22 protein-coding genes are annotated in these 23564 nt (G+C 60.5%); 13 read left to right on the top strand and 9 right to left on the bottom strand.

Annotated features, from left to right (window positions below; all coding sequences use genetic code 11):
* Positions 1-96: 96 nt before the first annotated feature.
* The 4 genes from OSH03_RS12535 to mltB form a co-directional block, all read right to left on the bottom strand.
* Positions 97-975 carry a metal ABC transporter substrate-binding protein gene (locus OSH03_RS12535; protein ID WP_061097289.1) on the bottom strand — a complete coding sequence of 293 codons (879 nt, stop codon included), beginning with the start codon at positions 973-975 and terminating at the stop codon, positions 97-99.
* 14 nt (positions 976-989) lie between these two features.
* Positions 990-1850, bottom strand: a complete 861-nt coding sequence (locus tag OSH03_RS12530) for a metal ABC transporter permease (RefSeq protein ID WP_266179206.1) — start codon at positions 1848-1850, stop codon at positions 990-992.
* A complete protein-coding gene (locus OSH03_RS12525; protein ID WP_266179205.1) occupies positions 1847-2500 on the bottom strand; it encodes a metal ABC transporter ATP-binding protein in 654 nt (217 codons plus the stop codon). The genes OSH03_RS12530 and OSH03_RS12525 overlap by 4 nt, the downstream gene beginning before the upstream one ends.
* A 325-nt stretch (positions 2501-2825) precedes the next feature.
* Positions 2826-3926 (bottom strand): lytic murein transglycosylase B, encoded by a 1101-nt coding sequence (gene mltB / locus OSH03_RS12520; RefSeq protein ID WP_266179204.1) that lies wholly within the window; start codon positions 3924-3926, stop codon positions 2826-2828.
* A gap of 253 nt (positions 3927-4179) precedes the next feature.
* Between mltB and srlA the strand changes: the two genes are divergently transcribed.
* From srlA to gutQ, 7 genes are all read left to right on the top strand, one after another.
* The gene (gene srlA, locus OSH03_RS12515) at positions 4180-4743 is read left to right on the top strand and encodes a PTS glucitol/sorbitol transporter subunit IIC (protein ID WP_266179203.1); all 564 of its coding nucleotides are present in this window, start codon (positions 4180-4182) and stop codon (positions 4741-4743) included.
* Entirely contained in the window at positions 4740-5699 is a 960-nt protein-coding gene (gene srlE, locus OSH03_RS12510) for a PTS glucitol/sorbitol transporter subunit IIB (RefSeq protein WP_266179202.1), read from the top strand. Before srlA ends, srlE begins: the two co-directional genes overlap by 4 nt.
* 12 nt (positions 5700-5711) lie before the next feature.
* Positions 5712-6074: a PTS glucitol/sorbitol transporter subunit IIA gene (srlB, locus tag OSH03_RS12505; protein WP_266179201.1), complete on the top strand. Its 363-nt coding sequence runs from the start codon at positions 5712-5714 to the stop codon at positions 6072-6074.
* A 14-nt stretch (positions 6075-6088) separates the two neighbouring features.
* On the top strand, positions 6089-6868 hold the full coding sequence (srlD, locus tag OSH03_RS12500) for a sorbitol-6-phosphate dehydrogenase (RefSeq protein ID WP_023294411.1): 780 nt from the start codon (positions 6089-6091) through the stop codon (positions 6866-6868).
* Positions 6869-6953: 85 nt separating this feature from the next.
* Positions 6954-7313, top strand: a complete 360-nt coding sequence (gutM, locus tag OSH03_RS12495; protein ID WP_266179200.1) for a transcriptional regulator GutM — start codon at positions 6954-6956, stop codon at positions 7311-7313.
* 63 nt (positions 7314-7376) lie between these two features.
* A complete protein-coding gene (gene srlR, locus OSH03_RS12490; protein WP_010434430.1) occupies positions 7377-8150 on the top strand; it encodes a glucitol operon DNA-binding transcriptional repressor SrlR in 774 nt (257 codons plus the stop codon).
* Positions 8143-9108, top strand: a complete 966-nt coding sequence (gene gutQ / locus OSH03_RS12485) for an arabinose-5-phosphate isomerase GutQ (RefSeq protein WP_151412896.1) — start codon at positions 8143-8145, stop codon at positions 9106-9108. Before srlR ends, gutQ begins: the two co-directional genes overlap by 8 nt.
* Here the strand turns inward: gutQ and norR are convergent.
* A complete protein-coding gene (norR, locus tag OSH03_RS12480; protein WP_266179199.1) occupies positions 9105-10619 on the bottom strand; it encodes a nitric oxide reductase transcriptional regulator NorR in 1515 nt (504 codons plus the stop codon). The two genes, gutQ and norR, sit on opposite strands and share 4 nt — an antisense overlap.
* A 187-nt stretch (positions 10620-10806) precedes the next feature.
* Here norR and norV point away from each other — a divergent pair, with 187 nt between their 5' ends.
* From norV to OSH03_RS12460, 4 genes are all read left to right on the top strand, one after another.
* Positions 10807-12249 (top strand): anaerobic nitric oxide reductase flavorubredoxin, encoded by a 1443-nt coding sequence (norV, locus tag OSH03_RS12475; protein ID WP_266179198.1) that lies wholly within the window; start codon positions 10807-10809, stop codon positions 12247-12249.
* Positions 12246-13379 carry an NADH:flavorubredoxin reductase NorW gene (norW, locus tag OSH03_RS12470; RefSeq protein ID WP_266179197.1) on the top strand — a complete coding sequence of 378 codons (1134 nt, stop codon included), beginning with the start codon at positions 12246-12248 and terminating at the stop codon, positions 13377-13379. Before norV ends, norW begins: the two co-directional genes overlap by 4 nt.
* Before the next feature lie 244 nt (positions 13380-13623).
* Complete coding sequence (locus tag OSH03_RS12465; protein ID WP_192845924.1) at positions 13624-13782, top strand: hypothetical protein; 159 nt, start codon at positions 13624-13626, stop codon at positions 13780-13782.
* 98 nt (positions 13783-13880) lie between these two features.
* Positions 13881-15545, top strand: coding sequence for an SgrR family transcriptional regulator (locus OSH03_RS12460; RefSeq protein ID WP_266179196.1), 1665 nt, complete (start codon positions 13881-13883; stop codon positions 15543-15545).
* Here OSH03_RS12460 and OSH03_RS12455 read toward each other — a convergent pair.
* The 4 genes from OSH03_RS12455 to OSH03_RS12440 form a co-directional block, all read right to left on the bottom strand.
* Positions 15518-16540: a HoxN/HupN/NixA family nickel/cobalt transporter gene (locus OSH03_RS12455; RefSeq protein WP_151412900.1), complete on the bottom strand. Its 1023-nt coding sequence runs from the start codon at positions 16538-16540 to the stop codon at positions 15518-15520. The two genes, OSH03_RS12460 and OSH03_RS12455, sit on opposite strands and share 28 nt — an antisense overlap.
* Before the next feature lies 1 nt (position 16541).
* Positions 16542-18758 carry a carbamoyltransferase HypF gene (gene hypF / locus OSH03_RS12450; protein ID WP_266179195.1) on the bottom strand — a complete coding sequence of 739 codons (2217 nt, stop codon included), beginning with the start codon at positions 18756-18758 and terminating at the stop codon, positions 16542-16544.
* 6 nt (positions 18759-18764) lie between these two features.
* On the bottom strand, positions 18765-19310 hold the full coding sequence (hydN, locus tag OSH03_RS12445; RefSeq protein WP_008499565.1) for an electron transport protein HydN: 546 nt from the start codon (positions 19308-19310) through the stop codon (positions 18765-18767).
* 132 nt (positions 19311-19442) lie between these two features.
* Positions 19443-20456, bottom strand: coding sequence for a LacI family DNA-binding transcriptional regulator (locus OSH03_RS12440; RefSeq protein WP_253543158.1), 1014 nt, complete (start codon positions 20454-20456; stop codon positions 19443-19445).
* A gap of 213 nt (positions 20457-20669) precedes the next feature.
* Here OSH03_RS12440 and ascF point away from each other — a divergent pair, with 213 nt between their 5' ends.
* Both ascF and OSH03_RS12430 read left to right on the top strand, forming a co-directional pair.
* Positions 20670-22121, top strand: a complete 1452-nt coding sequence (ascF, locus tag OSH03_RS12435) for a PTS cellobiose/arbutin/salicin transporter subunit IIBC (protein ID WP_266179194.1) — start codon at positions 20670-20672, stop codon at positions 22119-22121.
* Between the two features lie 18 nt (positions 22122-22139).
* Positions 22140-23564, top strand: a complete 1425-nt coding sequence (locus tag OSH03_RS12430) for a 6-phospho-beta-glucosidase (protein WP_266179193.1) — start codon at positions 22140-22142, stop codon at positions 23562-23564.

The following is a 23564-nucleotide window of genomic DNA, read 5'->3' as shown; positions in this document are numbered from 1 at the left end:
AAGATAGCACTTTCTCGTCAAATATGGGGATACGCTTCAGGTTTTACGAGGGGGCTTCAGAAAAAAGCCGGTACGGGCGCACCGGCTGGAGAAATGTTACTTCATGCTGCTCGCAATCGTATCGACATTATGGCGAAACGCCTTAACGTAGGTGTCTGCCACCCCACCTTTGGCCGACAGGGCTTCCGGGTAGAGTTCGCCGCCCGGCTGTGCGCCGGTCGCCGACGCAATCTGCTTCACCAGGCGCGGATCGAGCTGGTTTTCCATAAACCACGTTTTCACGCCGTCGGCTTTAATCTGCTTGATAATCTCCGCCACCTGCGCCGCGCTGGCCTCGCTCTCGGAAGAGAGTCCTTGAGGTGCCATGAAGGTTACGCCGTAAGCGCGGCCAAAATAGCCGAACGCGTCATGGCTGGTCAGCACTTTGCGTTTTTCCTGCGGGATCTGGCTAAAGCGCGTTTTGGCCCAGCTGTCCAGCTGAGTCAGTTGCGCAATGTACGGTTTTCCTGAAGCCTCCAGCGCCGCTTTGTCTTCCGGATCGGCTTTCACCAGCCCGTTCAGAATATTTTGCGCATACAGGGCACCGTTCGCCGCGCTGTTCCAGGCGTGCGGGTCGGTCACGGTCTTTCCATCTTCCTCAAGCGTGTGGGTTTTCACACCGGTTGAGGCGACGACCAGCTGCCCTTTGAACCCGGAGGCTTTCACCAGGCGGTCGAGCCAGCCTTCCAGCCCCAGGCCGTTGACCACCACCACGTCTGCCTTGCTCAGCGCCGCGCTGTCTTTTGGTGACGGTTCGAAGGTGTGCGGATCGCCGTCCGGCCCCACCAGCGTCGTCACGTTCACGCGATCGCCCCCCACCTCCTGGGTGATATCCCCCAGTATCGAAAAGCTGGTGACCACATTCAGCGTTTTCGCCATCACGCTATGCGACATCATCCCCAGCGCAAGCGCCATAATTAATCCTGTACGTTTCATCGTTTCCCCTTGCGTTAAAAAAGCGCCCGCAGGCTGCCAGCCAGCCTGCTGCGCGTGCCAAATAAAACGGAAATAAAGAACAGCGCGCTGGCGGTCAGCACAATGGACGGCCCCGCGGGTAAACTTGCCGCCCAGGAGAGGCTTAGCCCCAGCCACGCGCAGAAAATACCGCTAATACCGGCCATCAGGAGCAATCCGGGTAAGGTGCGTACCCAGCAGCGCGCCGCCACCGCCGGGAGCATCATCAGCCCGACGGCCATCAGCGTGCCGAGCACCTGAAAACCGGCCACCAGGTTAAGCACCAGCAGCGCCAGAAACAGGCCGTGCAACAGCCCGGGCAGCCAGCGGGCATTTACCTCCAGCCAGGCGGTGTCAAAGGCCTCCGTCACCAGCCCGCGGTAAAAAAGGGCCAGCGTGATAAGGGTGAAGATGCACACGCCGGTCACAAACAGCGCGGCGTCGTTGTCCACCGCGAGGATTGAGCCAAACAGCAGATGCAGCAGATCGACATTCGAGCCGCGCAGCGATACCAGCGTGACGCCCAGCGCCAGTGAACCCAGGTAAAAGCCGGCAAAGCTGGCATCTTCTTTCAGCGGCGTGCGGCGGCTGACCAGCCCGGCCACCAGCGCAACGGCAATTCCGGCGATAAACCCGCCGACGGTCATTGCCAACAGCGACATCCCGCTGAGCAAATACCCCACGGCGACGCCGGGCAAAATAGCGTGAGAAAGCGCATCGCCCATCAGGCTCATCCGACGCAGCTGAAGAAACACGCCGAGCGCGGTGGTGCTGACGGAGAGCGCCAGGCAAACCACCAGCGCGCGGCGCATAAAGCCGAATTCGATAAACGGCTGGAAGAATATGTGCCAGATCATGCCACCCTCACCCGTTCGGTTTTCCACTGGGGGACGTCAGCATCCAGCCGCAGCGTCTGCGGGAAGTGGCGCGCCACGCGCTCGCTGTCGTGCAGTACCGCGAGCAGCGTTTGCCCCTGCATGTACATCTCCAGCATCAGATCCATCAGCACGTTGCAGGTCGCTTCATCAACGCCGGTAAAGGGCTCGTCGAGCATCACCAGCGGCGCCTGCTGCACTAACACGCGGGCAAACAGCATGCGCTGAAACTGGCCGCCGGAGAGTTCATCGATGGTGGAGAGCGCCATTGACTCCAGCCCCACGCGCTCAAGTGCGCCAGTAATGCGCAGACGCGCTTCGCGGCGAAAACCGGCGAAAAGCGAAATTCCGGGCCAGCAGCCCATACTCACCACGTCCTGCACGGTCAGCGGAAATTGCGCCTCCAGCGCGTGACGCTGCGCCAGCCAGCCGATTACCGGACGTTTTCCCTGCCAGCGGAAGCTGCCGCTCACGGGCGGGATAAACCCGGCGAGGGTTTTCAGCAGCGTGGATTTGCCGCAGCCGTTGGCGCCAATAATGGCGGTCATGCTGCCGCGTTCAATCACGCCCGAAAGCGGCCGCGTGACGGGCTGGCGGTCATAGCCCGCAATCAGTGCGTTCATCACGATCATGGCAATGCCACCGCCCAGCGCACGGCCAGTCCGAGAAACAGAATGAGCACCATCGCCAGCAGCAGCCGAACCGGGGATGAGAGAGAAAACAGGGACATGGACATCTCAATTCAAAAATAATGTTATAACATAACAATAATAAAAGGCGATGAAGATGTAAACGGCGGGAATGAAATGGGAGTGTGGCGAAATGTTTCTGCGGAAATAGGTGCGCGCGAGTGCCCTCACCTCAGCCCTCTCCTCAAAAGGGGAGAGGGGATTGTTCGCTGCTCGCATTAATTACTGGGGATCCCTCAGCCCAAAGGGAGAGGGGGAATAAGATGACTTACTGACTAAACGGCGAAGTCGCCGGGACGCGAGCCTGCGACACCGCCAGCCCCAGCTGCCACACCGCCATCGCGTAGTGCGTACTGTGGTTATAGCGGGTGATAGTGTAGAAGTTCGGCATGCCGTACCAGTACTGGTAGCCGGTTCCCACGTCCAGACGCAGCAGGCTCACCTGGTCAACGTTGCCCAGCGGCTGGGTTGGCGTTAAGCCTGCCGCCGTCAGCTGCGCAACGCTGTACTTGGTTTTAAAACCGTTTTCCAGACCAAACGCCTCGCCGTTGGCCTGCACGGCAACCTGGCCGCCCGGCGTCCAGCCGTGCGCTTTGAAGTAGTTCGCCACGCTGCCGATGGCATCCACCGGATCCCACAGGTTGATATGACCGTCCCCGTTAAAGTCGACGGCATACTGCTTATAGGAGGACGGCATAAACTGGCCGTAGCCCATCGCGCCGGCAAATGACCCTTTCAGATCTAGCGGATCGTCCTGCTCGCTGCGCGCCATCAGCAGGAAGGTTTCCAGCTCGGAAGAGAAGTATTCGGCGCGGCGCGGGTAGTTAAAGGAGAGCGTCGCCAGCGCGTCGAGGATGCGGGTTTTGCCCATCACGCGGCCCCAGCGGGTTTCCACGCCGATAATCCCGACGATGATTTCCGGCGGCACGCCGTAGACCTGCCACGCGCGGTTGAGCGCATCTTCATACTGATTCCAGAACGCCACGCCGTTTTGCACGTTGTCCGGGGTAATAAACTGTTTGCGGTAGCGCAGCCACGCGCCGTTCGGCCCGCTCGGTACCTGGGCGGACGGCGCCTGCCTGTCCATCAGGCGCAGCACGTAGTCCAGACGCTTCGCCTGAGACAGAATTTCATGCAGCTGCTGGCGGTCGAAACCGTGTTTGCTCACCATTTTATCGATGAACTGCTCGGCCGCCGGGTTATTCGCGAAGTCGCCGCCCATCTGCATCATATTGTGCTGCGGCTCCAGCAGGAATCCCCCGGAAGGCGCGCCCGCCGTTTGCTGAACGGCTTCGGTCTTAGGTTTGCTGCTACAGGCAGACAGCAGGATAAGCGCAGGCAACAGCGCTGCATAACGACGCTTGAACATGAGACATCCATTTAACGGGTTCGATAAGAATCCAGTATGGTAAAGCATCCGCAACACCTCAAGGAAGCGGTACGCACCTCCCCAACGCAAATCCGTGCTTTTTTCCACCGAAAATCATTCACCTCATCAATTAACTTTCAAAATAATCCGTTTTTCTTTCATTGTGGGATCTAACTAACACTTTAAAACCTTTCAAAGTGATTATTATTAGCCGCAGTTATACAAAAACAAAAAAGCCCCACAGGAGAGAAGAATGATAGAGATCATCACCCACGGCGCCGAGTGGTTCATCGGGCTGTTTCAGAAAGGCGGAGAAGTGTTCACCGGCATGGTGACCGGGATCCTGCCCCTGCTGATCAGCCTGCTGGTGATCATGAACGCGCTGATCAACTTTATCGGCCAGCAGCGCATCGAACGCTTTGCCCAGCGCTGCGCCGGTAACCCGCTGTCCCGCTACCTGATATTGCCCTTCATCGGCACCTTTGTTTTCTGTAACCCGATGACCTTAAGCCTCGGCCGCTTTATGCCAGAGAAGTACAAACCAAGCTACTACGCCGCCGCCTCCTACAGCTGCCATTCGATGAACGGCCTGTTTCCGCACATTAACCCCGGAGAGCTGTTTGTCTACCTCGGGATCGCCAGCGGCCTTACCACGCTTGGCCTGCCGCTCGGCCCGCTGGCGGTGAGCTACCTGCTGGTTGGCCTGGTGACCAACTTCTTCCGCGGCTGGGTGACTGACCTCACCACCGCCATTTTTGAGAAAAAAATGGGCATCCAGCTTGAACAGAAGGTCCATCTTTCAGGAGCGACAGCATGAACCGGATCCGCATTGAGAAAGGCACGGGCGGCTGGGGCGGCCCGCTGGAGTTCGACGCCACCGAAGGCAAAAAGATCGTCTACATCACCGCGGGCACGCGCCCGGCGATTGTCGACAAGCTGCGCGAGCTGACCGGCTGGGAAGCGGTTGACGGCTTTAAAGAGGGCGAGCCGCCGGAAGCGGACATCGGCGTGGCGGTGATTGACTGCGGCGGCACGCTGCGCTGCGGCATCTATCCGAAGCGCCGCATTCCGACGGTGAATATTCACTCCACCGGAAAATCCGGCCCGCTGGCGCAGTACATCCTTGAGGATATTTATGTCTCGGGCGTGAAGGAGGACAACATCACTCTGGTGAATGGCACCCCCGCGCCGCAAAAAGCGGCCCCGCGCGAGTACGACACCAGCAAAAAAATCACCGAGCAGAGCGACGGCCTGCTGGCAAAGGTCGGGATGGGAATGGGCTCCGCCGTGGCGGTGCTGTTCCAGTCCGGGCGCGACACCATCGACACGGTGCTGAAAACCATTCTGCCGTTTATGGCGTTCGTCTCGGCGCTGATCGGCATCATCATGGCGTCCGGCCTGGGCGACTGGATTGCCCACGGCCTCGCCCCGCTCGCCAGCCACCCGCTCGGGCTGGTGACGCTGGCGCTGATCTGCTCCTTCCCGCTGCTGTCGCCGTTCCTCGGCCCGGGCGCGGTGATTGCCCAGGTCATCGGCGTGCTGATTGGCGTACAGATTGGTCTGGGCAACATTCCCCCACACCTCGCCCTGCCCGCCCTGTTTGCCATTAACTCCCAGGCGGCGTGCGACTTCATCCCCGTGGGGCTGTCGCTGGCCGAAGCGCGCCAGGACACCGTGCGCGTGGGCGTGCCGTCCGTGCTGGTGAGCCGCTTCCTGACGGGCGCGCCGACGGTGCTGATTGCCTGGTTTGTCTCCGGCTTTATCTATCAATAAGAGGTTCCTGCAATGAACGTCATTTACCAGACCACCATTACCCGCATCGGCCAGAGCGCGGCGGACGCGCTCAGCGACCAGATGCTGATCACCTTCCGCGAGGGTGCCCCGGCGGACATCGAAGAGTTTTGCTTTATCCACTGCCACGGCGAGCTGAACGGCGAGCTGAAGGCCGGAAGCCAGCTTGAACTGGGCGAGGCGCGCTATGCCGTGACCGCCGTCGGCGACGTGGCCGAGCAGAACCTGCGCGAGCTGGGCCACATCACCCTGCGCTTCGACGGCCAGCCGCAGGCGGAATACCCCGGTACGGTTCACGTGGATGGCCCGGTTCCGCAGGCTGTTACCCCAGGCTGCACGTTAAAATTTGTTGTGTAATTAAGGAGAGTCACATGAGTCAGGTTGCCGTTGTCATTGGTGGGGGACAAACCTTAGGCGAGTTCCTCTGCCGTGGGCTTGCCGCAGAGGGCTACCGCGTGGCGGTAGTGGACATTCAGAGTGAAAAGGCCGCCCGCGTGGCGGACACCATCAACACCGAGTTTGGCGAAGGGATGGCGTACGGGTTTGGTGCCGACGCCACCAGCGAGCAGAGCGTAATGGCGCTGGCCCGCGGCGTGGACGAGATTTTTGGACGCACCGACCTGCTGGTCTATAGCGCGGGGATTGCGAAAGCGGCGTTTATTAGCGATTTCGAACTGGGGGATTTTGACCGCTCGCTGCAGGTGAATCTGGTGGGCTATTTCCTCTGCGCCCGCGAGTTTTCCCGCCTGATGATCCGCGACGGCATTCAGGGGCGCATCATTCAGATCAACTCAAAATCCGGGAAAGTGGGCAGCAAGCATAACTCCGGCTACAGCGCGGCGAAGTTTGGCGGCGTGGGGCTGACGCAGTCCCTGGCGCTGGATCTGGCCGAATACGGGATTACCGTGCATTCGCTGATGCTGGGCAACCTGCTGAAATCGCCGATGTTCCAGTCCCTGCTGCCGCAGTACGCCACCAAGCTCGGCATCAAGGCTGAGGAAGTGGAGCAGTACTACATCGATAAAGTGCCGCTGAAGCGCGGTTGTGATTATCAGGACGTGCTGAACATGCTGCTGTTTTACGCCAGTCCGAAAGCGTCGTACTGCACCGGGCAGTCGATTAACGTCACCGGTGGGCAGGTGATGTTCTGATCGAGCGGTTTGTTTCCCCTCACCCCGGCCCTCTCCCCACAGGGGAGAGGGTTAGGGTGAGGGGTGAGGAAAATAAGGAGCGAATATGGTTACCGCATTAATCACCGTCGCCGCCCTCGCCTGGCTGTGCCAGATGGCGTTTGGCGGCTGGCAGATCCACCAGTTTAACCGCGCGTTTGACGCCCTGTGCCAGAAGGGCCGCGTTGGGGTCGGACGTTCCGGCGGACGCTTCAAGCCGCGCGTGGTCGTCGCCGTTGCGCTGGACGAGCACGACCGGGTATGCGATTCCCTTATCATGCGCGGCATGACGGTGTTTGCCCGACCGGCCAAAATCCAGGCGATCAACGGCATCCCGCTGCAGGAATTGCAGCCCGATGTGATCTTTCCCCATGATCCACTCTGTCAGAATGCACTATCATTAGCGCTTAATCTGAAACATGGATAATTTCGTTGTGAAAGTTATAGACTTGCGAAATTATCATTTCGCAACCTAAGGAACGAAGCGCCTATGAAACCTCGTCAGCGGCAGGCGGCCATTCTTGAGCATCTGCAAAAGCAGGGAAAATGTTCGGTAGAGGATCTGGCCCACTACTTTGACACCACCGGCACGACGATACGCAAGGACCTGGTATTGCTCGAAAACTCTGGCGCCGTCATTCGTACCTACGGCGGCGTGGTGCTCAACAAGGACGAAGCGGACCCGCCTATCGATCACAAAACGCTGATCAATACCCATCAGAAAGCGCTGATTGCCGAAGCCGCCGTCAAATTTATTCAGGACGGCGATTCCATCATCCTCGACGCAGGCAGTACCGTCCTGCAGATGATCCCCCTGCTCAGCCGCTTTAACAACATCACGGTAATGACCAACAGCCTGCACATCGTCAACGCCCTGTCGGAGTTTGACAGCGAGCAGACTATCCTGATGCCCGGCGGCACCTTCCGTAAAAAATCGGCGTCCTTTCACGGCCAGCTGGCGGAGAACGCCTTCGACCACTTCAGCTTCGATAAGCTGTTTATGGGCACCGACGGCATCGACCTGAACGCGGGCGTCACGACGTTTAACGAGGTCTTCAGCGTCAGCAAAGCGATGTGTAACGCCGCGCGGGAAGTGATTTTAATGGCCGACTCGTCGAAGTTTGGCCGCAAAAGCCCCAACATTGTCTGTAGCCTTGAAAGCGTTGATAAGCTGATTACCGACGCGGGTATCGATCCGGCGTTCAAAAAAGCGCTGGAAGAGAAAGGCATCGACGTGATCGTAACCGGAGAGAGAGATGAGTGATTTTCTGTTAGAAACGGGCCGCCAGACGCTGATGCTGGAGCTGCAGGAAGCCAGCCGCCTGCCGGAACGTCTGGGCGAGGATTTTGTCCGCGCCGCCAACACCATTATCCACTGCGAAGGCAAAGTGATCGTGGCGGGCATCGGTAAATCCGGCCATATCGGCAAGAAGATTGCCGCGACGCTCGCCAGCACCGGTACCCCGGCGTTCTTCGTGCATCCGGCAGAGGCGCTGCACGGCGATCTGGGGATGATCGAAAGCCGCGACGTGATGCTGTTCATCTCCTACTCCGGTTCGGCCAAAGAGCTGGACCTGATTATTCCGCGCCTGCAGGAAAAATCGGTCGCCCTGCTGGCGATGACCGGGAAACCCCGCTCGCCGCTGGCGCTGGCCGCCAAAGCGACGCTGGATATTTCCGTCGAGCGCGAAGCCTGTCCGATGCACCTCGCCCCGACCTCCAGCACCGTTAACACCCTGATGATGGGCGACGCGCTGGCGATGGCGGTAATGCAGGCGCGCGGATTCAATGAGGAAGACTTTGCCCGTTCGCATCCGGCAGGTGCGCTCGGCGCGCGCCTGCTCAACAAGGTTCACCACCTGATGCGCACCGACGACGCTATTCCGCAGGTCAAACTCGACACCAGCGTGATGGACGCGATGCTGGAGCTGAGCCGCACCGGTCTGGGTCTGGTGGCGGTATGCGATGACGGCGGAAACGTCAGGGGCGTGTTCACCGACGGCGACCTGCGCCGCTGGCTGGTGGGCGGCGGCAGGCTGGAAACCAACGTGTCGGACGCCATGACCAAAGGCGGGCTGACGCTCAACGCCGACAGCCGCGCCATTGAGGCCAAAGAGGTGCTGATGAAGCGCAAAATCACCGCCGCACCGGTGGTGGACGAGCACGGCAGGCTGTGCGGCGCCATCAACCTGCAGGACTTCTACCAGGCCGGGATTATCTAACCCTTCAGCCCAAGACGCTTCGCCAGCCGGTGCAGGTTGGCGACGTCCATCTCAAGCGCCCGCGCGCACGCCGCCCAGCTGCGGTTGTTTTGCTCCAGCGCGCGGGTAATCATCTGACGCTGAAATTCTTCCGTCGCTTCGCGCAGGTTTTCGATTGCGCTCTCAGGCGCAGCAGGTTTCATGGTCGGAGCATTTTCCTCATGCAGCGCAAAATGGCGCGCATGAATCACCACTTCATCCCCCGAGCGCGTCGCTCTCGCCAGCACCACCGCGCGGTGAATCGCATGTTCCAGCTCGCGCACGTTGCCCGGCCAGCCGTAGCTCATAAGGTGCGTCCTCGCACCGGGGCTTAACACCACGCGGGAGAGCCCCATTTTGAGCCGGCACTGTTCGCAGAAATAACCCGCCAGCAGCACCACGTCATCCCCGCGCTCGCGCAGCGGCGGCACGGACAGCGGGAACACGCTCAGGCGATGAAACAGGTCGGCGCGGAACTGCCCGGCCAGCACCGCTTCGCGCAGATCCCGGTTGGTCGCAGCGAGGACCCGCACGTCCACCCGCAGGCTGCGGTCATCCCCCACGCGCTGGATGTCGCCGTACTGCAATACGCGCAGCAGCTTGGCCTGAAGTGAAAGGGAAAGCTCGCCAATCTCATCAAGAAACAGCGTACCGTTATCGGCCATTTCAAACTTGCCGCTGCGGTTGCTGATGGCCCCGGTAAACGCCCCTTTGACGTGACCGAACAGCTCGCTCTCCGCCACGCTTTCCGGCAGCGCGGCGCAGTTGAGGTACACCAGCGGGTTGACCGCGCGCGGCGACGCTTCGTGAATGGCTTTCGCCACCAGCTCCTTACCGGTACCGGTCTCTCCGAAGATCAGCACGTTAAGATCGGACGCGGCAACAATCTCAATCTCTTTTTTGAGCTGCGCCATGCCGGGTGAAAGGCCGATCATCTCCGTGTGCGCCACCTGCTCAAACGCCGCCGGGCTGCCGGGAAGGATATTCTGGCTCTCCAGCTGTTCAATCAGCAGCGCGTTATTCAGCGCCCCGGCGGCCAGGGCCGCAATCAGGCGCAGCTCCTCGTCGCTGAAGGTGTCGAACTGGTCCGGCGACATGCCGTCGAGGGTCAGCGCGCCAATCAGATTTTGCCCGGCAAACAGCGGCAGGCCGATGCAGGCGTGCACCTTCAGGCTCTCCTGGCCTGGAATAAGCCCGTCGTACGGGTCAGGCAAGTCGCTGTCCGCCGGGAAGCGCACCACGTCACCCGCGCGGGCGATGGTCTCCAGCCGCGGATGGCCTTCCAGCGTAAAGCGTCGCCCGAGCACGTCCTGCGCCAGCCCGTCGATAGCCAGCGGAATAAACTGCCGTCCCTCGTAGCGCAGCAGCGCGGACGCATCGCACTCAAGCACGTGGCGCAGCGTGGAGATCAGGCGCTGAAAGCGGTCCTGATGGCCGATGCCGGTTTGCAGTTCAATGGCGATCTTCGCCAGCACGTCTACGGAAAAGCTCATGTCTGCCTCACTGTCATTTTGACAATGCATAGTGTCATATTGACTCTTTTTTGGATAGTCATAATGACTACTCATTACTGGGCACAAAATCACAACCCATTGAATATTAATAAGTTAAAAAGTTGGCACGTAACTTGATATAAGCAAACCATCTTATTTGAAAACGCTGTATTAAGTTGAGGTTGCTATGTCTATTCTGGTTAAAAATAACATTCATTGGGTGGGTCAACGTGACTGGGAAGTGCGCGATTTCCACGGGACGGAATACAAAACGCTGCGCGGCAGCAGCTACAACAGCTATCTCATCCGCGAAGGTAAAAACGTGCTGATCGATACCGTCGATCATAAATTCAGCCGCGAGTTCGTGCAGAACCTGCGCAGTGAAATCGACCTGAATGACATCGACTACATCATCATCAACCATGCGGAAGAGGACCACGCCGGGGCGCTGACCGAGCTGATGTCCCACATTCCGAACACACCTATCTACTGCACCACCAACGCCATTGACTCCATCAACGGCCACCATCACCATCCGGAGTGGAACTTCCACACCGTGAAAACCGGCGACACGCTGGATATCGGCAACGGCAAGCAGCTGATCTTCGTTAAAACCCCGATGCTGCACTGGCCGGACAGCATGATGACCTACATGACCGGCGACGCGGTGCTGTTCAGCAACGATGCCTTCGGCCAGCACTACTGCGACGAGCGCCTGTTTAATGACGAAGTGGATCAGACCGAGCTGTTCGAGCAGTGCCAGCGCTACTACGCCAACATTCTGACCCCGTTCAGCCGCCTGGTGACGCCGAAAATTACCGAAATCCTCGGCTTCAACCTGCCGGTGGACATGATTGCCACCTCCCACGGCGTGGTATGGCGTGAAAACCCCACCCAGATCGTCGAGCTGTACCTGAAGTGGGCGGCGGACTATCAGGAAGACCGCATCACAATCTTCTACGACACCATGTCCAACAACACCCGCATGATGGCGGACGCGATTGCCCAGGGCATCAACGAAGTTGACCCGAACGTGGCGGTGAAAATCTTCAACGTGGCGCGCAGCGATAAGAACGAGGTATTGACCAACGTCTTCCGCTCTAAGGGCGTGCTGGTGGGAACCTCCACCATGAATAACGTGATGATGCCGAAGATTGCCGGCCTGGTGGAAGAGATGACCGGCCTGCGTTTTCGCAACAAGCGCGCCAGCGCCTTTGGTTCACACGGCTGGAGCGGCGGCGCGGTAGACCGTCTCTCCACCCGTTTACAGGATGCGGGCTTTGAGATGTCCATGAGCCTGAAGGCGAAATGGCGTCCGGATATCGACGCGCTGGAGATCTGCCGCCAGCACGGCCGCGACATCGCCCGTCAGTGGGCGCTCGCCCCGCTTCCTGACGTCACCGCAAAACCTGCGGAACAGCCGCAAACCTGTTCCGCGGCAGCCAGCGCCGATCTCGGCCCACGCATGCAGTGCAGCGTCTGCCAGTGGATCTACGATCCTGCGCTGGGCGAACCGCTGCAGGATGTCGCCCCGGGCACGCCGTGGAGCGAGGTGCCCGACAACTTCCTCTGCCCGGAATGTTCCCTCGGCAAAGACGTCTTTGACGAACTGGCGACGGAGGCTAAATGAACAACGGCATCGTTATCATCGGCTCGGGCTTTGCCGCCCGCCAGCTGGTGAAAAATATCCGCAAGCAGGACGCAAACGTGCCGCTGACGCTGATCGCCGCCGACAGCATGGACGAGTACAACAAGCCTGATTTAAGCCACGTCATTAGCCAGAATCAGCGCGCCGACGATCTCACCCGCCAGACGGCGGGGGAGTTCGCGGAGCAGTTCAACCTGCGTCTGTTTCCGTACACCTGGGTCACCGACATCGACGCCGACGCCCGCGTGGTGAAAGCGAAAGAGAAAGCCTGGCAGTACGACAGGCTGGTGCTGGCGACCGGAGCATCTGCGTTTGTGCCGCCGGTTGAGGGCCGCGAGCTGATGATTACCCTCAACAGCCAGCAGGAGTATCAGGCCAGCGAAACCCTGCTACGCGATGCGCAACGGGTGATGATCGTCGGCGGCGGGCTGATCGGCACCGAGCTGGCGATGGATTTCTGCCGCGCGGGAAAATCCGTGACCCTGGTTGACCACGCGGCGAGTATTCTGTCGGCGCTGATGCCCGCAGAAGTAAGCAGTCGCTTACAGCATCGTCTGACCGATATGGGCGTGCATCTGCTGTTGAAATCGCAGCTGCAAAGCCTGAGCAAAACCGAAGGCGGCATTCGCGCCACGCTCGACCGCAGCCGCAGCGTTGAGGTGGATGCGGTGGTTGCCGCGACGGGGCTGCGCCCGGAAACCGCGCTGGCGCATCGCGCAGGGGCTGAAATTAACCGCGGCGTGAAGGTAAATAGCTACCTGCAAACCACGCGGCCGGATATTTATGCCCTGGGCGACTGCGCGGAAATTAACGGCCAGGTGCTTCCTTTCCTGCAGCCGATACAATTAAGCGCCATGTATCTTGCAAAAAACCTGCTCGGCGGCAGCGCGCCGCTGAAATTACCCGCCATGCTGGTGAAGGTCAAAACGCCGGAGTTGCCGCTGCACCTGGCGGGTGAAACGCAGCGTCAGGATCTGAACTGGAAAATTACCCTCGAAGCGCAGGGAATGGTCGCGCGCGGCGCGGATAACGAGGGCCAGATACGCGCCTTTGTCGTCAGTGAGGACCGGATGAAGGAGGCTTTCGCGCTGCTGAAATCGCTGCCCGCTTAACCCGTAATTTCCTGCCACGCTTACTTAACCTTTGGATTTTATTATCCGCCGCCCCGATGTCCCGGGGCTTTTTTTTACGCATTCTATTCATCAAATAAATGCAAAGCAGGTATATCATCGCTATCAATCCCTTATTTATTATTTTCATAAATACTTAAAAGCGGAACAGCTGAAAAACATCACCCTGTTTTATTATTCTCGGCCGGGCTAGTCTGACAGGTAATTAATTAGCCGGAGATGAATCATGGCGACTTTTAATACAGAACTCAAATATCTTTCTCGTTATTTCAGACAAACGAAGCATGCAGAACGCATTTTATTTCGCTGGCTTTATTTGAGCCCGGAGGAGCGTATTGCGCGTCTGCGCGAGCTGATGATGCCGGTCAGCGAACATGAGCGGTAATTGACGGGAAAAACCGGAACACTTTACGTAAACCAACACTTTTTCTTCCGCAAAAAAAACCTAAACTCTCAGCATCCCTTTTTCATCGGTATGCCGCTATGCGCCAGCTTCAGAAAATCCGTCAGTATCAACGGCTTTATCAGCACTACGGCGCGGAGCCAACGCCCACGACCATCGCGGAAGTGGCGGAGGTTGCGCTGTGCAGCGAACGCCATGCGCGCACCCTGCTGCGCCAGCTCGCGCAAAGCGGCTGGCTAAGCTGGGACGCGCAGCCGGGACGCGGGCACCGCGCCACCCTGCACTGCCTGATCACCACCAGCGAGCTGAGCGCGCCGCTGATGCGCGCCTGCCTGGAAAAAGGGGATTACCAGAGCGCGCTGCAGCTGGCCGACGGCGATCCGGCCAGCCTGCACCACATCATCACCCCGTTCTTAGGCGGCAAATGGCTAAAGCACCAGCCGACGCTGCGCATTCCGTGGTATCGCCCGCTGACGTCGCTGCATCCTGCCCTTTCGCGCCGCCGCGCCGAGCAGCATATTATCTGCGCGGTTCACGCAGGTCTGACGCGCTACGCCCCCGGCCGCCCGCAGCCGGTCGCGGATTTAGCCCATCACTGGGATATCCGTGACGACAATCGCCGCTGGCGCTTTTACCTGCGCAGCGGCGCGCACTGGCATAACGGGCAGGCCATCAGCGACGAAGATATTCTCAGCGCGATGCAGCAGCTGCTGGCCGACCCGGCACGCGCCGCGGGGCTTGCGCACGTTCAAACGGTGTCGCTTGTCGCCCCCTGGTGTCTGGAGATCGCGCTTACGGCGTCCGATGCCATGCTGGCGCATCGACTCGCACACCATGCCTGTCGCCTGCCGCATCCGCAGCAGCCGGCTATCGGTGCGGGCCCCTTTGCTATTGCCCATCATCACTCGCACTATCTGCGCCTTGAGCGTCAGCCCTGGTACTTTGCCGCGCATCCGCTGCTGCATGCGATCGAGTTCTGGCGAACCCGCAGCGAGGCCGAAAAACCGGCGTGGATCACCGTCGGGAAAGGCAAAAACGCCCAGGGGGTCGTCACCTCCACCAGCGGCGGGTTTGCCTGGCTGATGCTGAACGCCACGCTGCCGCACCCGCTGGCCGCCTGGCTGCGTCAGGAAATACAGCATATTAATCAGCAGCACCTCCGCCGGGAGGATGTGGACACCCGCACGGAAATCCTGCCCGGCATCACCACGCCCGCACTGCCGGGTGCGTCCGACGTGGCGCTTCCCGCAACCCTTTCGCTGGTCTGTTACGACACGCCGGGGCTGTGCGATCTGGCCAGCATGCTGCAGGCGCGTCTGAAAAAGCGCGGCTGTGACGTTACCCTCCAGCGCAAAGACCGCGAGGCATGGCATGCCCCCGACGCGCTGGCGCAGGGGGATATCTTCCTGGGAGATTATCTGGCGGGTGAAGCAGCGGAGTTTGCGCTGGCAGAGTGGTTTATTGAAGAGCCCGCATGGGCCGCCGCGCTGGGGCAGCCCGCCTGGCAAAAAGCGAAACAGATGCTGATGGCGTACTGCGAAAGCGAAGAGAGCCTGCGAGAACGCCTGCCCGCCTTCTTTCAGAGCCTGCTGGAAAGCGGTGCCTGCACGCCGCTTTTCCACTACCGCTACCGTCTTAACACCCTGGAAAACGTGCAGGACATTGTGCTTACCGCCAGCGGCTGGCTTGATTTTACCCGCGCCTGGCTGCCTCCAGCTCAGGAGCGCACCACCAGCGCGTCGTAGCCGCGCCAGCGATAGTTGGCCATGGAGATGAGCCAGCAGGCAACGAACAGCCCGACCACCACAAACCCGGCGTTGCCCAGGTTGTCATTTACCGCGCCGATCAGATCCCAGACGCCGCCGCTGAGGGCAAATTTATCCATCAGCAGGCCCAGCGCTTCCAGCCCGCCGATAAACAGCGCCACCACCACGGAGGTGCCGGTGATGGTCATGTTGTAGTAGAGCTTGCGCTGCGGTTTATCAAACGCCCAGCCGTAGGCGCCGACCATCAGCAGGTTATCGAGGGTATCCACCAGCGCCATGCCGCTGGCGAAGAGCGCCGGGAAAATCATGATTGACCACACCGACATGCCGCTGGACGCGCTGGCGGCAGAGATCCCCAGCACGCCGATTTCCGTGGCAGTATCAAACCCGAGGCCAAACAGAAAGCCCACCAGGTACATCTGCCAGCTTTTATTCACCAGGCGGAAGGTTTTACCGAACAGCCAGTTCATGACGCCCCCCTGCGCAGGCAGCGTGACGTCGCCCTGCACCGGCTGGCCCTTTTTCAGCGCCTGGAAACTGCGCCAGACCCCGCGCAGGATCACCATATTCACCAGCGCCATTGCCAGCAGGAAGGTGGCGGAAACGGCGGTGCCAATCAGGCTGCCGGTTTCGTGGAACCATTCCATGTTTTTCTGAAACGCCGTAGCGGTGGCGGCGATGGCAATGGAGGCCAGCACCACAATGGTGGAGTGCCCCAGCGAGAACCACGCCCCCACCCCGCACGGGCGTTTGCCCTGCTGCATCATCTTACGCGTCACGGTATCAATGGCCGCGATGTGGTCGGCATCTACCGCGTGACGCAGCCCGTAGCACCACGCCAGCAGGCTGGCGGCCATCAGCGCCGTGCTGCCGCTAAAGGTGCGCCATGCCCATCCCCAGGCCAGCAGGTTTGCCATTACCAGAGCCAGCAGCAGAAGCGCGGCGCGAGGTTCGTTGCGTAACAGTCGTAACATTTTAAATCCTTTTTGAACATGACCGGGCAGCGGCGACCACCGCCTGCCCGAAGGAGATCGCTCCGTCGCCTGCGGGCAGGCGCGAAGGAAAAAGAAGCCTAAAATCAGAAAGATAATGACGCAGGCGCGCGCGCAGCAGGCGGTTGTGCAGCACGCCGCCGCTGAGGCAGATTGTCGAAATCGATAAGCGTCGGGCATGGCTCGCGGCGAGCTGGGCCAGCCCTTTTGCCAGCGCGTCGTGAAACGCCCACGCGCGCTCGCAGGGCTCCGCCTGCCAGTTCAGCCACCGCTGCCAGAACAGCGCAAGGTTATCCGCTTCCAGTATCACCGGATGGTCAACGCCCGCGCACTGCGATGCCAGCGCCTCCAGCCTGCACGCAGCCTCGCCTTCGTAGCGCTGCGCGTCGATGCCCAGCGCGCAGGCAACGGCGTCAAACAGGCGACCACAGGACGAGGCCTGCGGCGCATTGATGCCACGCTGGATCGCCGTTGCCAGCAGCGGCCAGCTGTGGCGCTGAACCGCTCGCGTTTCCGGGTGGCGTTGCCAGTCCGGGACAAACGCCAGGCAGTGGGCGAGGAGATTACGCCACGGCTGCCGCGCCGCCAGATCGCCCCCCGGCAGCGCAACGGCAGGCAGGCCGCCAAGCCGTTCGCAGTCGAGATAGTTCACCCGCAGGCACTCTCCGCCCCACAGCGCGCCGTTCTCGCCCATGCCGATCCCGTCCAGCGTCAGGGCGATAGCGTCTCCGCCGTCGAGCGGCCAGCCGTTCTCCGCCAGGCACGCCGCCGCGTGAGCGTGATGATGCAGCACGGTTTCAACGGGCAGCGCCTGCTCCTGCGCCCACCGGCGGGCGTGATACGCCGGATGGGCATCGCACACCGCGCGCTCCGGCTGAAAGGCATACATGTCCTGCATCGTCGAGAGCGCGCTGCGCCACTGAGCTTCTACCCCCTCGTCGCTGAGATCGCCAAAGTGCTGGCTCAGCACCGCCTGGTTCCCGCGCACCAGGCAGAAGGTGTTTTTCATCTCTGCACCGGTGCACAGCATGGCGGGGATATTCTCAAAACCAGCGGGCAACGTGACGGCATCGGGCACAAAGCCGCGGGCGCGACGCAGGATAGCGCCATCCCGATCCATCACGGAATCGTCCATGCGTTGCAGGATGTCGCGGTTGTGCAGCAGGAAGCCGTCCGCAATGCCGCCGAGCTCTTCCAGCGCCTGCGCGTTGGTGACGGCGGGCGGTCTGCCGCTGAGGTTGCCGGAGGTCATCACCAGCGGGCGTCGGCAGTCCATCAGCAGAAGATGCTGGAGCGGGTTCGCGGGCAGCATTACGCCAACGCAGTCGAGCCCCGGCGCAATTTCCTCAGGGAACGCGGGAAGCGAGGCTTTTGGCGTCAGCACGATCGGTGCCGCGGGCGAGCGTAACAGCGCCTGTATCGCCTCCGGCAGATCTTCCGCATCCGGGAGCATCACCGCCAGCGGCTTCGTCGGGCGCTGCTTGCGCATCCGCAGTTTCTGTATCGCCTGCGGATCCAGCGCGTCGCAAACGAGGTGGAAACCGCCCAGCCCTTTAACCGCGACGATGCCGCCGCCTTTCAGCATCGCCACCGCCGCGCGTAAAGCCGGCTCGCGGGTGGCAACAGCATCTCCGGCTCGCCATTCCAGCTGAGGCCCGCAGTCCGGGCAGGCCACCGGCTGGGCGTGGAAGCGGCGGTCGGCCGGGTTACGGTACTCGGTTTCGCACGGCGCGCAGAGCGGGAATGCAGCCATCGACGTGGCCGGACGGTCGTAGGGCATGGCGCGGATTATGGTAAACCGCGGCCCGCAGTGGGTGCAGTTGATAAAGGGGTAACGGTAGCGGCGCTCGCGGGGATCGCGCATTTCAGCCAGACACGCCGGACAGGTGGCGGCATCCGGCACGATTTGCGTATCCATCGCCCCGCGCTCGCTGTGGCGGATGGTAAAGTCCTCCGGCACGTGCGGCCAGGTGAACGGCTGCGTTTCAACGCGATCGATGCGCGCCAGCGGCGGGCAGTCCTGGCGCAGCCTCGCGGTAAAGTCCCCCCCATTACCCGCGAGACGCACCAGGACACCCTCTCCGTCGTTGCAGACATCGCCCACAAGCTTCAGCCGGTGCGCCAGCTGCCAGACGAAGGGCCGAAACCCCACACCCTGCACTTTGCCGCGCACCCGAAGCTGGACGCCGTTAACGCTCATCGCAGCTTAAAACAGCAGCGATGACGAGGTGTCGAACGCCGCACGACGGCGTTTTTCGGCGCTCATCTGCTCAAGCTTGTCACGATCCACGCAGACCAGCGCGTGCGTCGGGCAGGCCTCCATACAGGCCGGGCCGGCTTCGCGGTGGTAGCAAAGATCGCATTTATTGGCTTCGGCTTTCTCCGCCCGCACGCTCAGCCCCATGCCGCTGTTGCGCACCACCGGGCGGACAACCACCTCCATCGCGCCATACGGACACGCCACCACGCAGGTTTTGCAGCCGATGCAGCGCTCCTGCATCACGTGCACGAAGCCCTTCTCGCGCTTAATCGCCCCGTTCGGGCAGACGTTCGCGCACGGCGCGTCTTCGCACTGGCGACAGATGGCGGCGGTGGAAATATTCACGCCTTTAATAACGTGAATGCGCGGCAGGAAGGTGTCGGGAGTGAGAGAGGCGCAGTCCTGCTCCGCCTGATGGGAAACCACGCACGCCACTTCACAGGTACGGCAACCAATGCACTTGCTGGCATCGGCCATAATAAAACGGTTCATCTGCTTCTCCGGCATAACTGTTATGCGCGAAGCTATTCATAAACCGTGCCAATATTTAACGCGCTGATTTTTAAGGAGAATGAAAAGCAGAGTTTCTGTCATCGTCATTAGTGACGATGACAGATGTCGACGTCAGCGGTGCGGGCCATCGGTGACGGAGTCGCGCAGGACAAGCTCGCCGGAGAAGGTTTGCTGGTATTTGAACTCGCCGCCGTCGAGCATGAAAATCAGGCGGCTGACGATCTCCTGGATCATCTCGGTTACCGGAATACGCACGCTGGAGAGCGACGGCACGATGTAGGGCGCGATAGCCACGTCGTCAAAGCCGATGACCGACACCGCGTCCGGCGTGGCGACGCCGCTGTCGTGCAGCTGCTTGATGGCGCCGATCGCCATATCGTCGTTGCTCGCCACCAGCGCGGTAAAGCGTTCACCGCGAGCAAGCAGTTCGGAAACCGCCGCCGCACCGCTGGCCGGGTTCCACTTCCCTTCGGCGATAAGCGCGTCACGCACCGCAATGCCGTGCTGCGCCAGCGCATCCCTGTAACCGGAAAGACGCTCGACCCCGGTGGGAGAATCCAGCGAACCGGTGATGAACGCAATCTCCCGGTGCCCTTTCGCAATCAGCTGAGACACCGCGTCCTGGCACGAGGCTTTATGATCCGACCAGACGCTGTGACTGCTGTTTTTCCGCAGGCGGCGGTTAAGCACCATAATCGGCTGCTCGCATTTCTCGACCAGCTCGTCCAGCTCTTCCACGCTCAGAAAGCGCGGGTAGATGATCACCGCATCGCAGCGCATGTCGAGCAGATACTGGATCGCCTCACGTTCCTCATCGGCGCTATGCTTGCCGTCGGCGAGAATCAGCTGCCGCCCTTTCTCTTCCGTCATCCGCGCGGCGTTAAACAGCAGTTCACTAAAGTAGACGCCGTGATAAAGGGTGTTGGTCACCACCAGCCCAAGCGTCTGGGTGCGTTTGGTCGCCAGGTTTCGCGCCAGCAAATTCGGGCGATAGCCGCTCTCTTCAATGGCCTGAAAAACCCGGTCTTTGGTCTCCTGGCTAACGTAGCCGTTGCCCGACAACACCCGGGACACCGTCGCTTTCGAAACGCCTGCCCGCTTCGCCACTTCCAGCATCGTGGTCATATTGTTCTTCCATCCGAAACTCATGCGGGCAGTGTACTGCACCGCGGAAAAATTGTCGCAGCGACGACGTCACGCTTTCTATACCCCACTGCGATCTGCATCACGAAAAGGAAAAATGTCCAAAAAGCAGTCTTGCTTCAGAAAAAGAAACTCATGATGATTATGTGGAACCGGTTTCCTACATTTCACACAACGATAACAGGAACAGATCCGATGGCCAAAAATTACGCTGCGCTGGCAAACGACGTTATCAGCGCGCTGGGCGGCAAAGAGAACATCGTCGCCGTCACCCACTGCATGACGCGACTGCGTTTCGTTCTGAAAGACGAAAATCTTACCGACGTTGCGCGCCTGAAAGGCATCAGCGGCGTGCTTGGCGTGGTGCGTAACGACAACCAGTGCCAGGTGATTATTGGCAACACGGTTTCACAGGCGTACCGCGAAGTGGTGAGCCTGCTGCCCGTTGACCTGCAGCCCGCTGTCCCGGAAGGCCCGCAGAAGCTGACGTTACGCCGCATTGGCGCCGGGATCCTCGACGCGCTGATCGGCACCATGTCGCCGCTGATCCCGGCGATCATCGGCGGTTCGATGGTCAAGCTGCTGGCGATGATCCTTGAGATGACCGGCGCACTGCCAAAAGGCGCGCCGACGCTCACCATTCTGACCGTCATCGGCGACGGCGCGTTCTTCTTCCTGCCGCTGATGGTGGCGGCCTCGGCGGCGGTGAAGTTTAAAACCAACATGTCGCTGGCGATTGCCATCGCGGGGGTGCTGGTGCACCCGAGCTTTATCGAGCTGATGGCGAAAGCCGCGCAGGGCGAGCACGTTGAGTTCGCCTTTATTCCGGTGACGGCGGTGAAATACACCTATACCGTCATCCCGGCGCTGGTGATGACCTGGTGCCTGTCGTACATCGAGCGCTGGGTGGATCGCATCACCCCGGCGGTGACCAAAAACTTCCTCAAGCCGATGCTGATCGTGCTGATTGCCGCCCCGCTCGCCATCGTGCTGATTGGCCCGCTGGGCATCTGGATCGGTAGCGCCATCTCCGCGCTGGTCTACACCATCCACGGCTACCTGGGCTGGCTCTCCGTCGCCATCATGGGCGCGCTGTGGCCGCTGCTGGTGATGACCGGGATGCACCGCGTGTTTACGCCGACCATCATTCAGACCATTGCCGAAACGGGCAAAGAAGGGATGGTGATGCCGTCAGAGATCGGCGCCAACCTGTCGCTCGGCGGCTCGTCGCTGGCGGTGGCGTGGAAAACGAAAAACCCGGAGCTGCGCCAGACGGCGCTGGCGGCGGCGGCCTCCGCCATCATGGCGGGGATCTCTGAACCGGCGCTGTACGGCGTAGCGGTACGCCTGAAACGTCCGCTGATTGCGAGCCTGATCAGCGGCTTTATCTGCGGCGCGGTGGCCGGCATGGCCGGACTTGCCAGCCACTCGATGGCGGCGCCGGGGCTGTTTACCAGCGTGCAGTTCTTCGACCCGGCCAACCCGATGACCATCGTCTGGGTGTTTGGCGTAATGGGGCTGGCGGTAGTGCTGTCGTTTGTTCTGACCCTGCTTTTAGGGTTTGAGGATATCCCGGTCGAAGACGAGGCTGAAAAAGCGCGCGCCCTGCACACCGCACCGGTACAGAACAACGCAGCAAAAGCATAATTTGAAAGCGAGGTAAGAATGTCTGTTTTTCCACAAGGATTTTTATGGGGCGGCGCGCTTGCCGCCAACCAGAGTGAAGGTGCTTACCGTGAAGGCGGCAAGGGACTGACCACGGTCGATATGATCCCCCACGGCGCGCATCGCCTGGCGGTGAAGGTCGGTCAGGAAAAGCGTTTTTCGCTGCGTGACGACGAGTTCTACCCGAGCCACGAGGCGATTGATTTTTACCATCGCTATAAAGAAGACATCGCCCTGATGGCGGAGATGGGCTTTACGGTGTTCCGCACCTCGATTGCCTGGAGCCGCCTCTATCCGAACGGCGACGAGCCGCTGCCTAACAAAGAGGGCATTGCCTTCTACCGCGCGGTGTTCGAGGAGTGCAAAAAGTACAACATCGAGCCGCTGGTAACGCTCTGCCACTTCGACGTGCCGATGCACCTGGTCACAGAATACGGCTCCTGGCGCAACCGTAAGATGGTCGATTTCTTCGCCCGCTACGCCCGTACCTGCTTCGAGGAGTTTAACGGGCTGGTGAAATACTGGCTGACCTTCAACGAAATCAACATCATGCTGCACAGCCCGTTCTCCGGCGCGGGGCTGGTGTTTGAGGAAGGTGAAAACGAGGATCAGGTGAAATACCAGGCCGCGCACCACGAGCTGGTGGCAAGCGCGCTGGCGACCAAAATCGCTCACGAGGTGAACCCGGAAAACCAGGTCGGCTGCATGCTGGCGGGCGGTAACTTCTACCCTTACTCCTGCAAGCCGGAAGACGTGTGGATGGCGCTGGAGAAAGACCGCGAGAACCTGTTCTTTATCGACGTGCAGGCGCGCGGCAGCTATCCGGCCTACTCTGCCCGCGTGTTCCGCGAGAAAGGCGTGGTCATTGTGAAAGATCCTGGCGACGACGAACTACTGAAAAACACCGTCGATTTTGTCTCGTTCAGCTATTACGCCTCGCGCTGCGCGTCGGCGGATATGAATGCGGGCAACACCAGCGCGGCGAACATCGTAAAGTCCCTGCGTAACCCGCACATTCAGGTGAGCGAGTGGGGCTGGGGCATCGACCCGCTCGGCCTGCGCATCACCATGAACATGATGTACGACCGCTACCAGAAGCCGCTGTTTCTGGTGGAAAACGGCCTGGGGGCGAAGGACGTCATTGATGAAAACGGCGTGATCAACGACGACTACCGCATCAGCTATCTGCGCGAGCATATCCGCGCGATGGGCGACGCGATTGAGGACGGCGTGCCGCTGATGGGCTACACCACCTGGGGCTGCATTGACCTGGTGTCGGCCTCAACGGGCGAGATGAGCAAGCGCTACGGGTTTGTCTACGTTGACCGGGACGACGCCGGCAACGGCACGCTGGACCGAAAGCGCAAGAAGTCGTTCTGGTGGTATAAGAAGGTGATTGCGAGTAACGGAGCGGACCTGGCGTAA

The sequence above is a fragment of the Enterobacter nematophilus genome (genome assembly GCF_026344075.1).
Classification (GTDB): domain Bacteria; phylum Pseudomonadota; class Gammaproteobacteria; order Enterobacterales; family Enterobacteriaceae; genus Enterobacter; species Enterobacter nematophilus.
This window is presented reverse-complemented; position numbering and strand designations above follow the sequence as displayed.

Excerpts from the sequence above, each read along its gene's own strand:
- OSH03_RS12535 (WP_061097289.1), bottom strand. The coding sequence starts at position 975 with ATGAAACGTACAGGATTAATTATGGCGCTTGCGCTGGGGATGATGTCG.
- OSH03_RS12530 (WP_266179206.1), bottom strand. The coding sequence starts at position 1,850 with ATGATCTGGCACATATTCTTCCAGCCGTTTATCGAATTCGGCTTTATG.
- OSH03_RS12525 (WP_266179205.1), bottom strand. The coding sequence starts at position 2,500 with ATGATCGTGATGAACGCACTGATTGCGGGCTATGACCGCCAGCCCGTC.
- mltB (WP_266179204.1), bottom strand. The coding sequence starts at position 3,926 with ATGTTCAAGCGTCGTTATGCAGCGCTGTTGCCTGCGCTTATCCTGCTG.
- srlA (WP_266179203.1), top strand. The coding sequence starts at position 4,180 with ATGATAGAGATCATCACCCACGGCGCCGAGTGGTTCATCGGGCTGTTT.
- srlE (WP_266179202.1), top strand. The coding sequence starts at position 4,740 with ATGAACCGGATCCGCATTGAGAAAGGCACGGGCGGCTGGGGCGGCCCG.
- srlB (WP_266179201.1), top strand. The coding sequence starts at position 5,712 with ATGAACGTCATTTACCAGACCACCATTACCCGCATCGGCCAGAGCGCG.
- srlD (WP_023294411.1), top strand. The coding sequence starts at position 6,089 with ATGAGTCAGGTTGCCGTTGTCATTGGTGGGGGACAAACCTTAGGCGAG.
- gutM (WP_266179200.1), top strand. The coding sequence starts at position 6,954 with ATGGTTACCGCATTAATCACCGTCGCCGCCCTCGCCTGGCTGTGCCAG.
- srlR (WP_010434430.1), top strand. The coding sequence starts at position 7,377 with ATGAAACCTCGTCAGCGGCAGGCGGCCATTCTTGAGCATCTGCAAAAG.
- gutQ (WP_151412896.1), top strand. The coding sequence starts at position 8,143 with ATGAGTGATTTTCTGTTAGAAACGGGCCGCCAGACGCTGATGCTGGAG.
- norR (WP_266179199.1), bottom strand. The coding sequence starts at position 10,619 with ATGAGCTTTTCCGTAGACGTGCTGGCGAAGATCGCCATTGAACTGCAA.
- norV (WP_266179198.1), top strand. The coding sequence starts at position 10,807 with ATGTCTATTCTGGTTAAAAATAACATTCATTGGGTGGGTCAACGTGAC.
- norW (WP_266179197.1), top strand. The coding sequence starts at position 12,246 with ATGAACAACGGCATCGTTATCATCGGCTCGGGCTTTGCCGCCCGCCAG.
- OSH03_RS12465 (WP_192845924.1), top strand. The coding sequence starts at position 13,624 with ATGGCGACTTTTAATACAGAACTCAAATATCTTTCTCGTTATTTCAGA.
- OSH03_RS12460 (WP_266179196.1), top strand. The coding sequence starts at position 13,881 with ATGCGCCAGCTTCAGAAAATCCGTCAGTATCAACGGCTTTATCAGCAC.
- OSH03_RS12455 (WP_151412900.1), bottom strand. The coding sequence starts at position 16,540 with ATGTTACGACTGTTACGCAACGAACCTCGCGCCGCGCTTCTGCTGCTG.
- hypF (WP_266179195.1), bottom strand. The coding sequence starts at position 18,758 with ATGAGCGTTAACGGCGTCCAGCTTCGGGTGCGCGGCAAAGTGCAGGGT.
- hydN (WP_008499565.1), bottom strand. The coding sequence starts at position 19,310 with ATGAACCGTTTTATTATGGCCGATGCCAGCAAGTGCATTGGTTGCCGT.
- OSH03_RS12440 (WP_253543158.1), bottom strand. The coding sequence starts at position 20,456 with ATGACCACGATGCTGGAAGTGGCGAAGCGGGCAGGCGTTTCGAAAGCG.
- ascF (WP_266179194.1), top strand. The coding sequence starts at position 20,670 with ATGGCCAAAAATTACGCTGCGCTGGCAAACGACGTTATCAGCGCGCTG.
- OSH03_RS12430 (WP_266179193.1), top strand. The coding sequence starts at position 22,140 with ATGTCTGTTTTTCCACAAGGATTTTTATGGGGCGGCGCGCTTGCCGCC.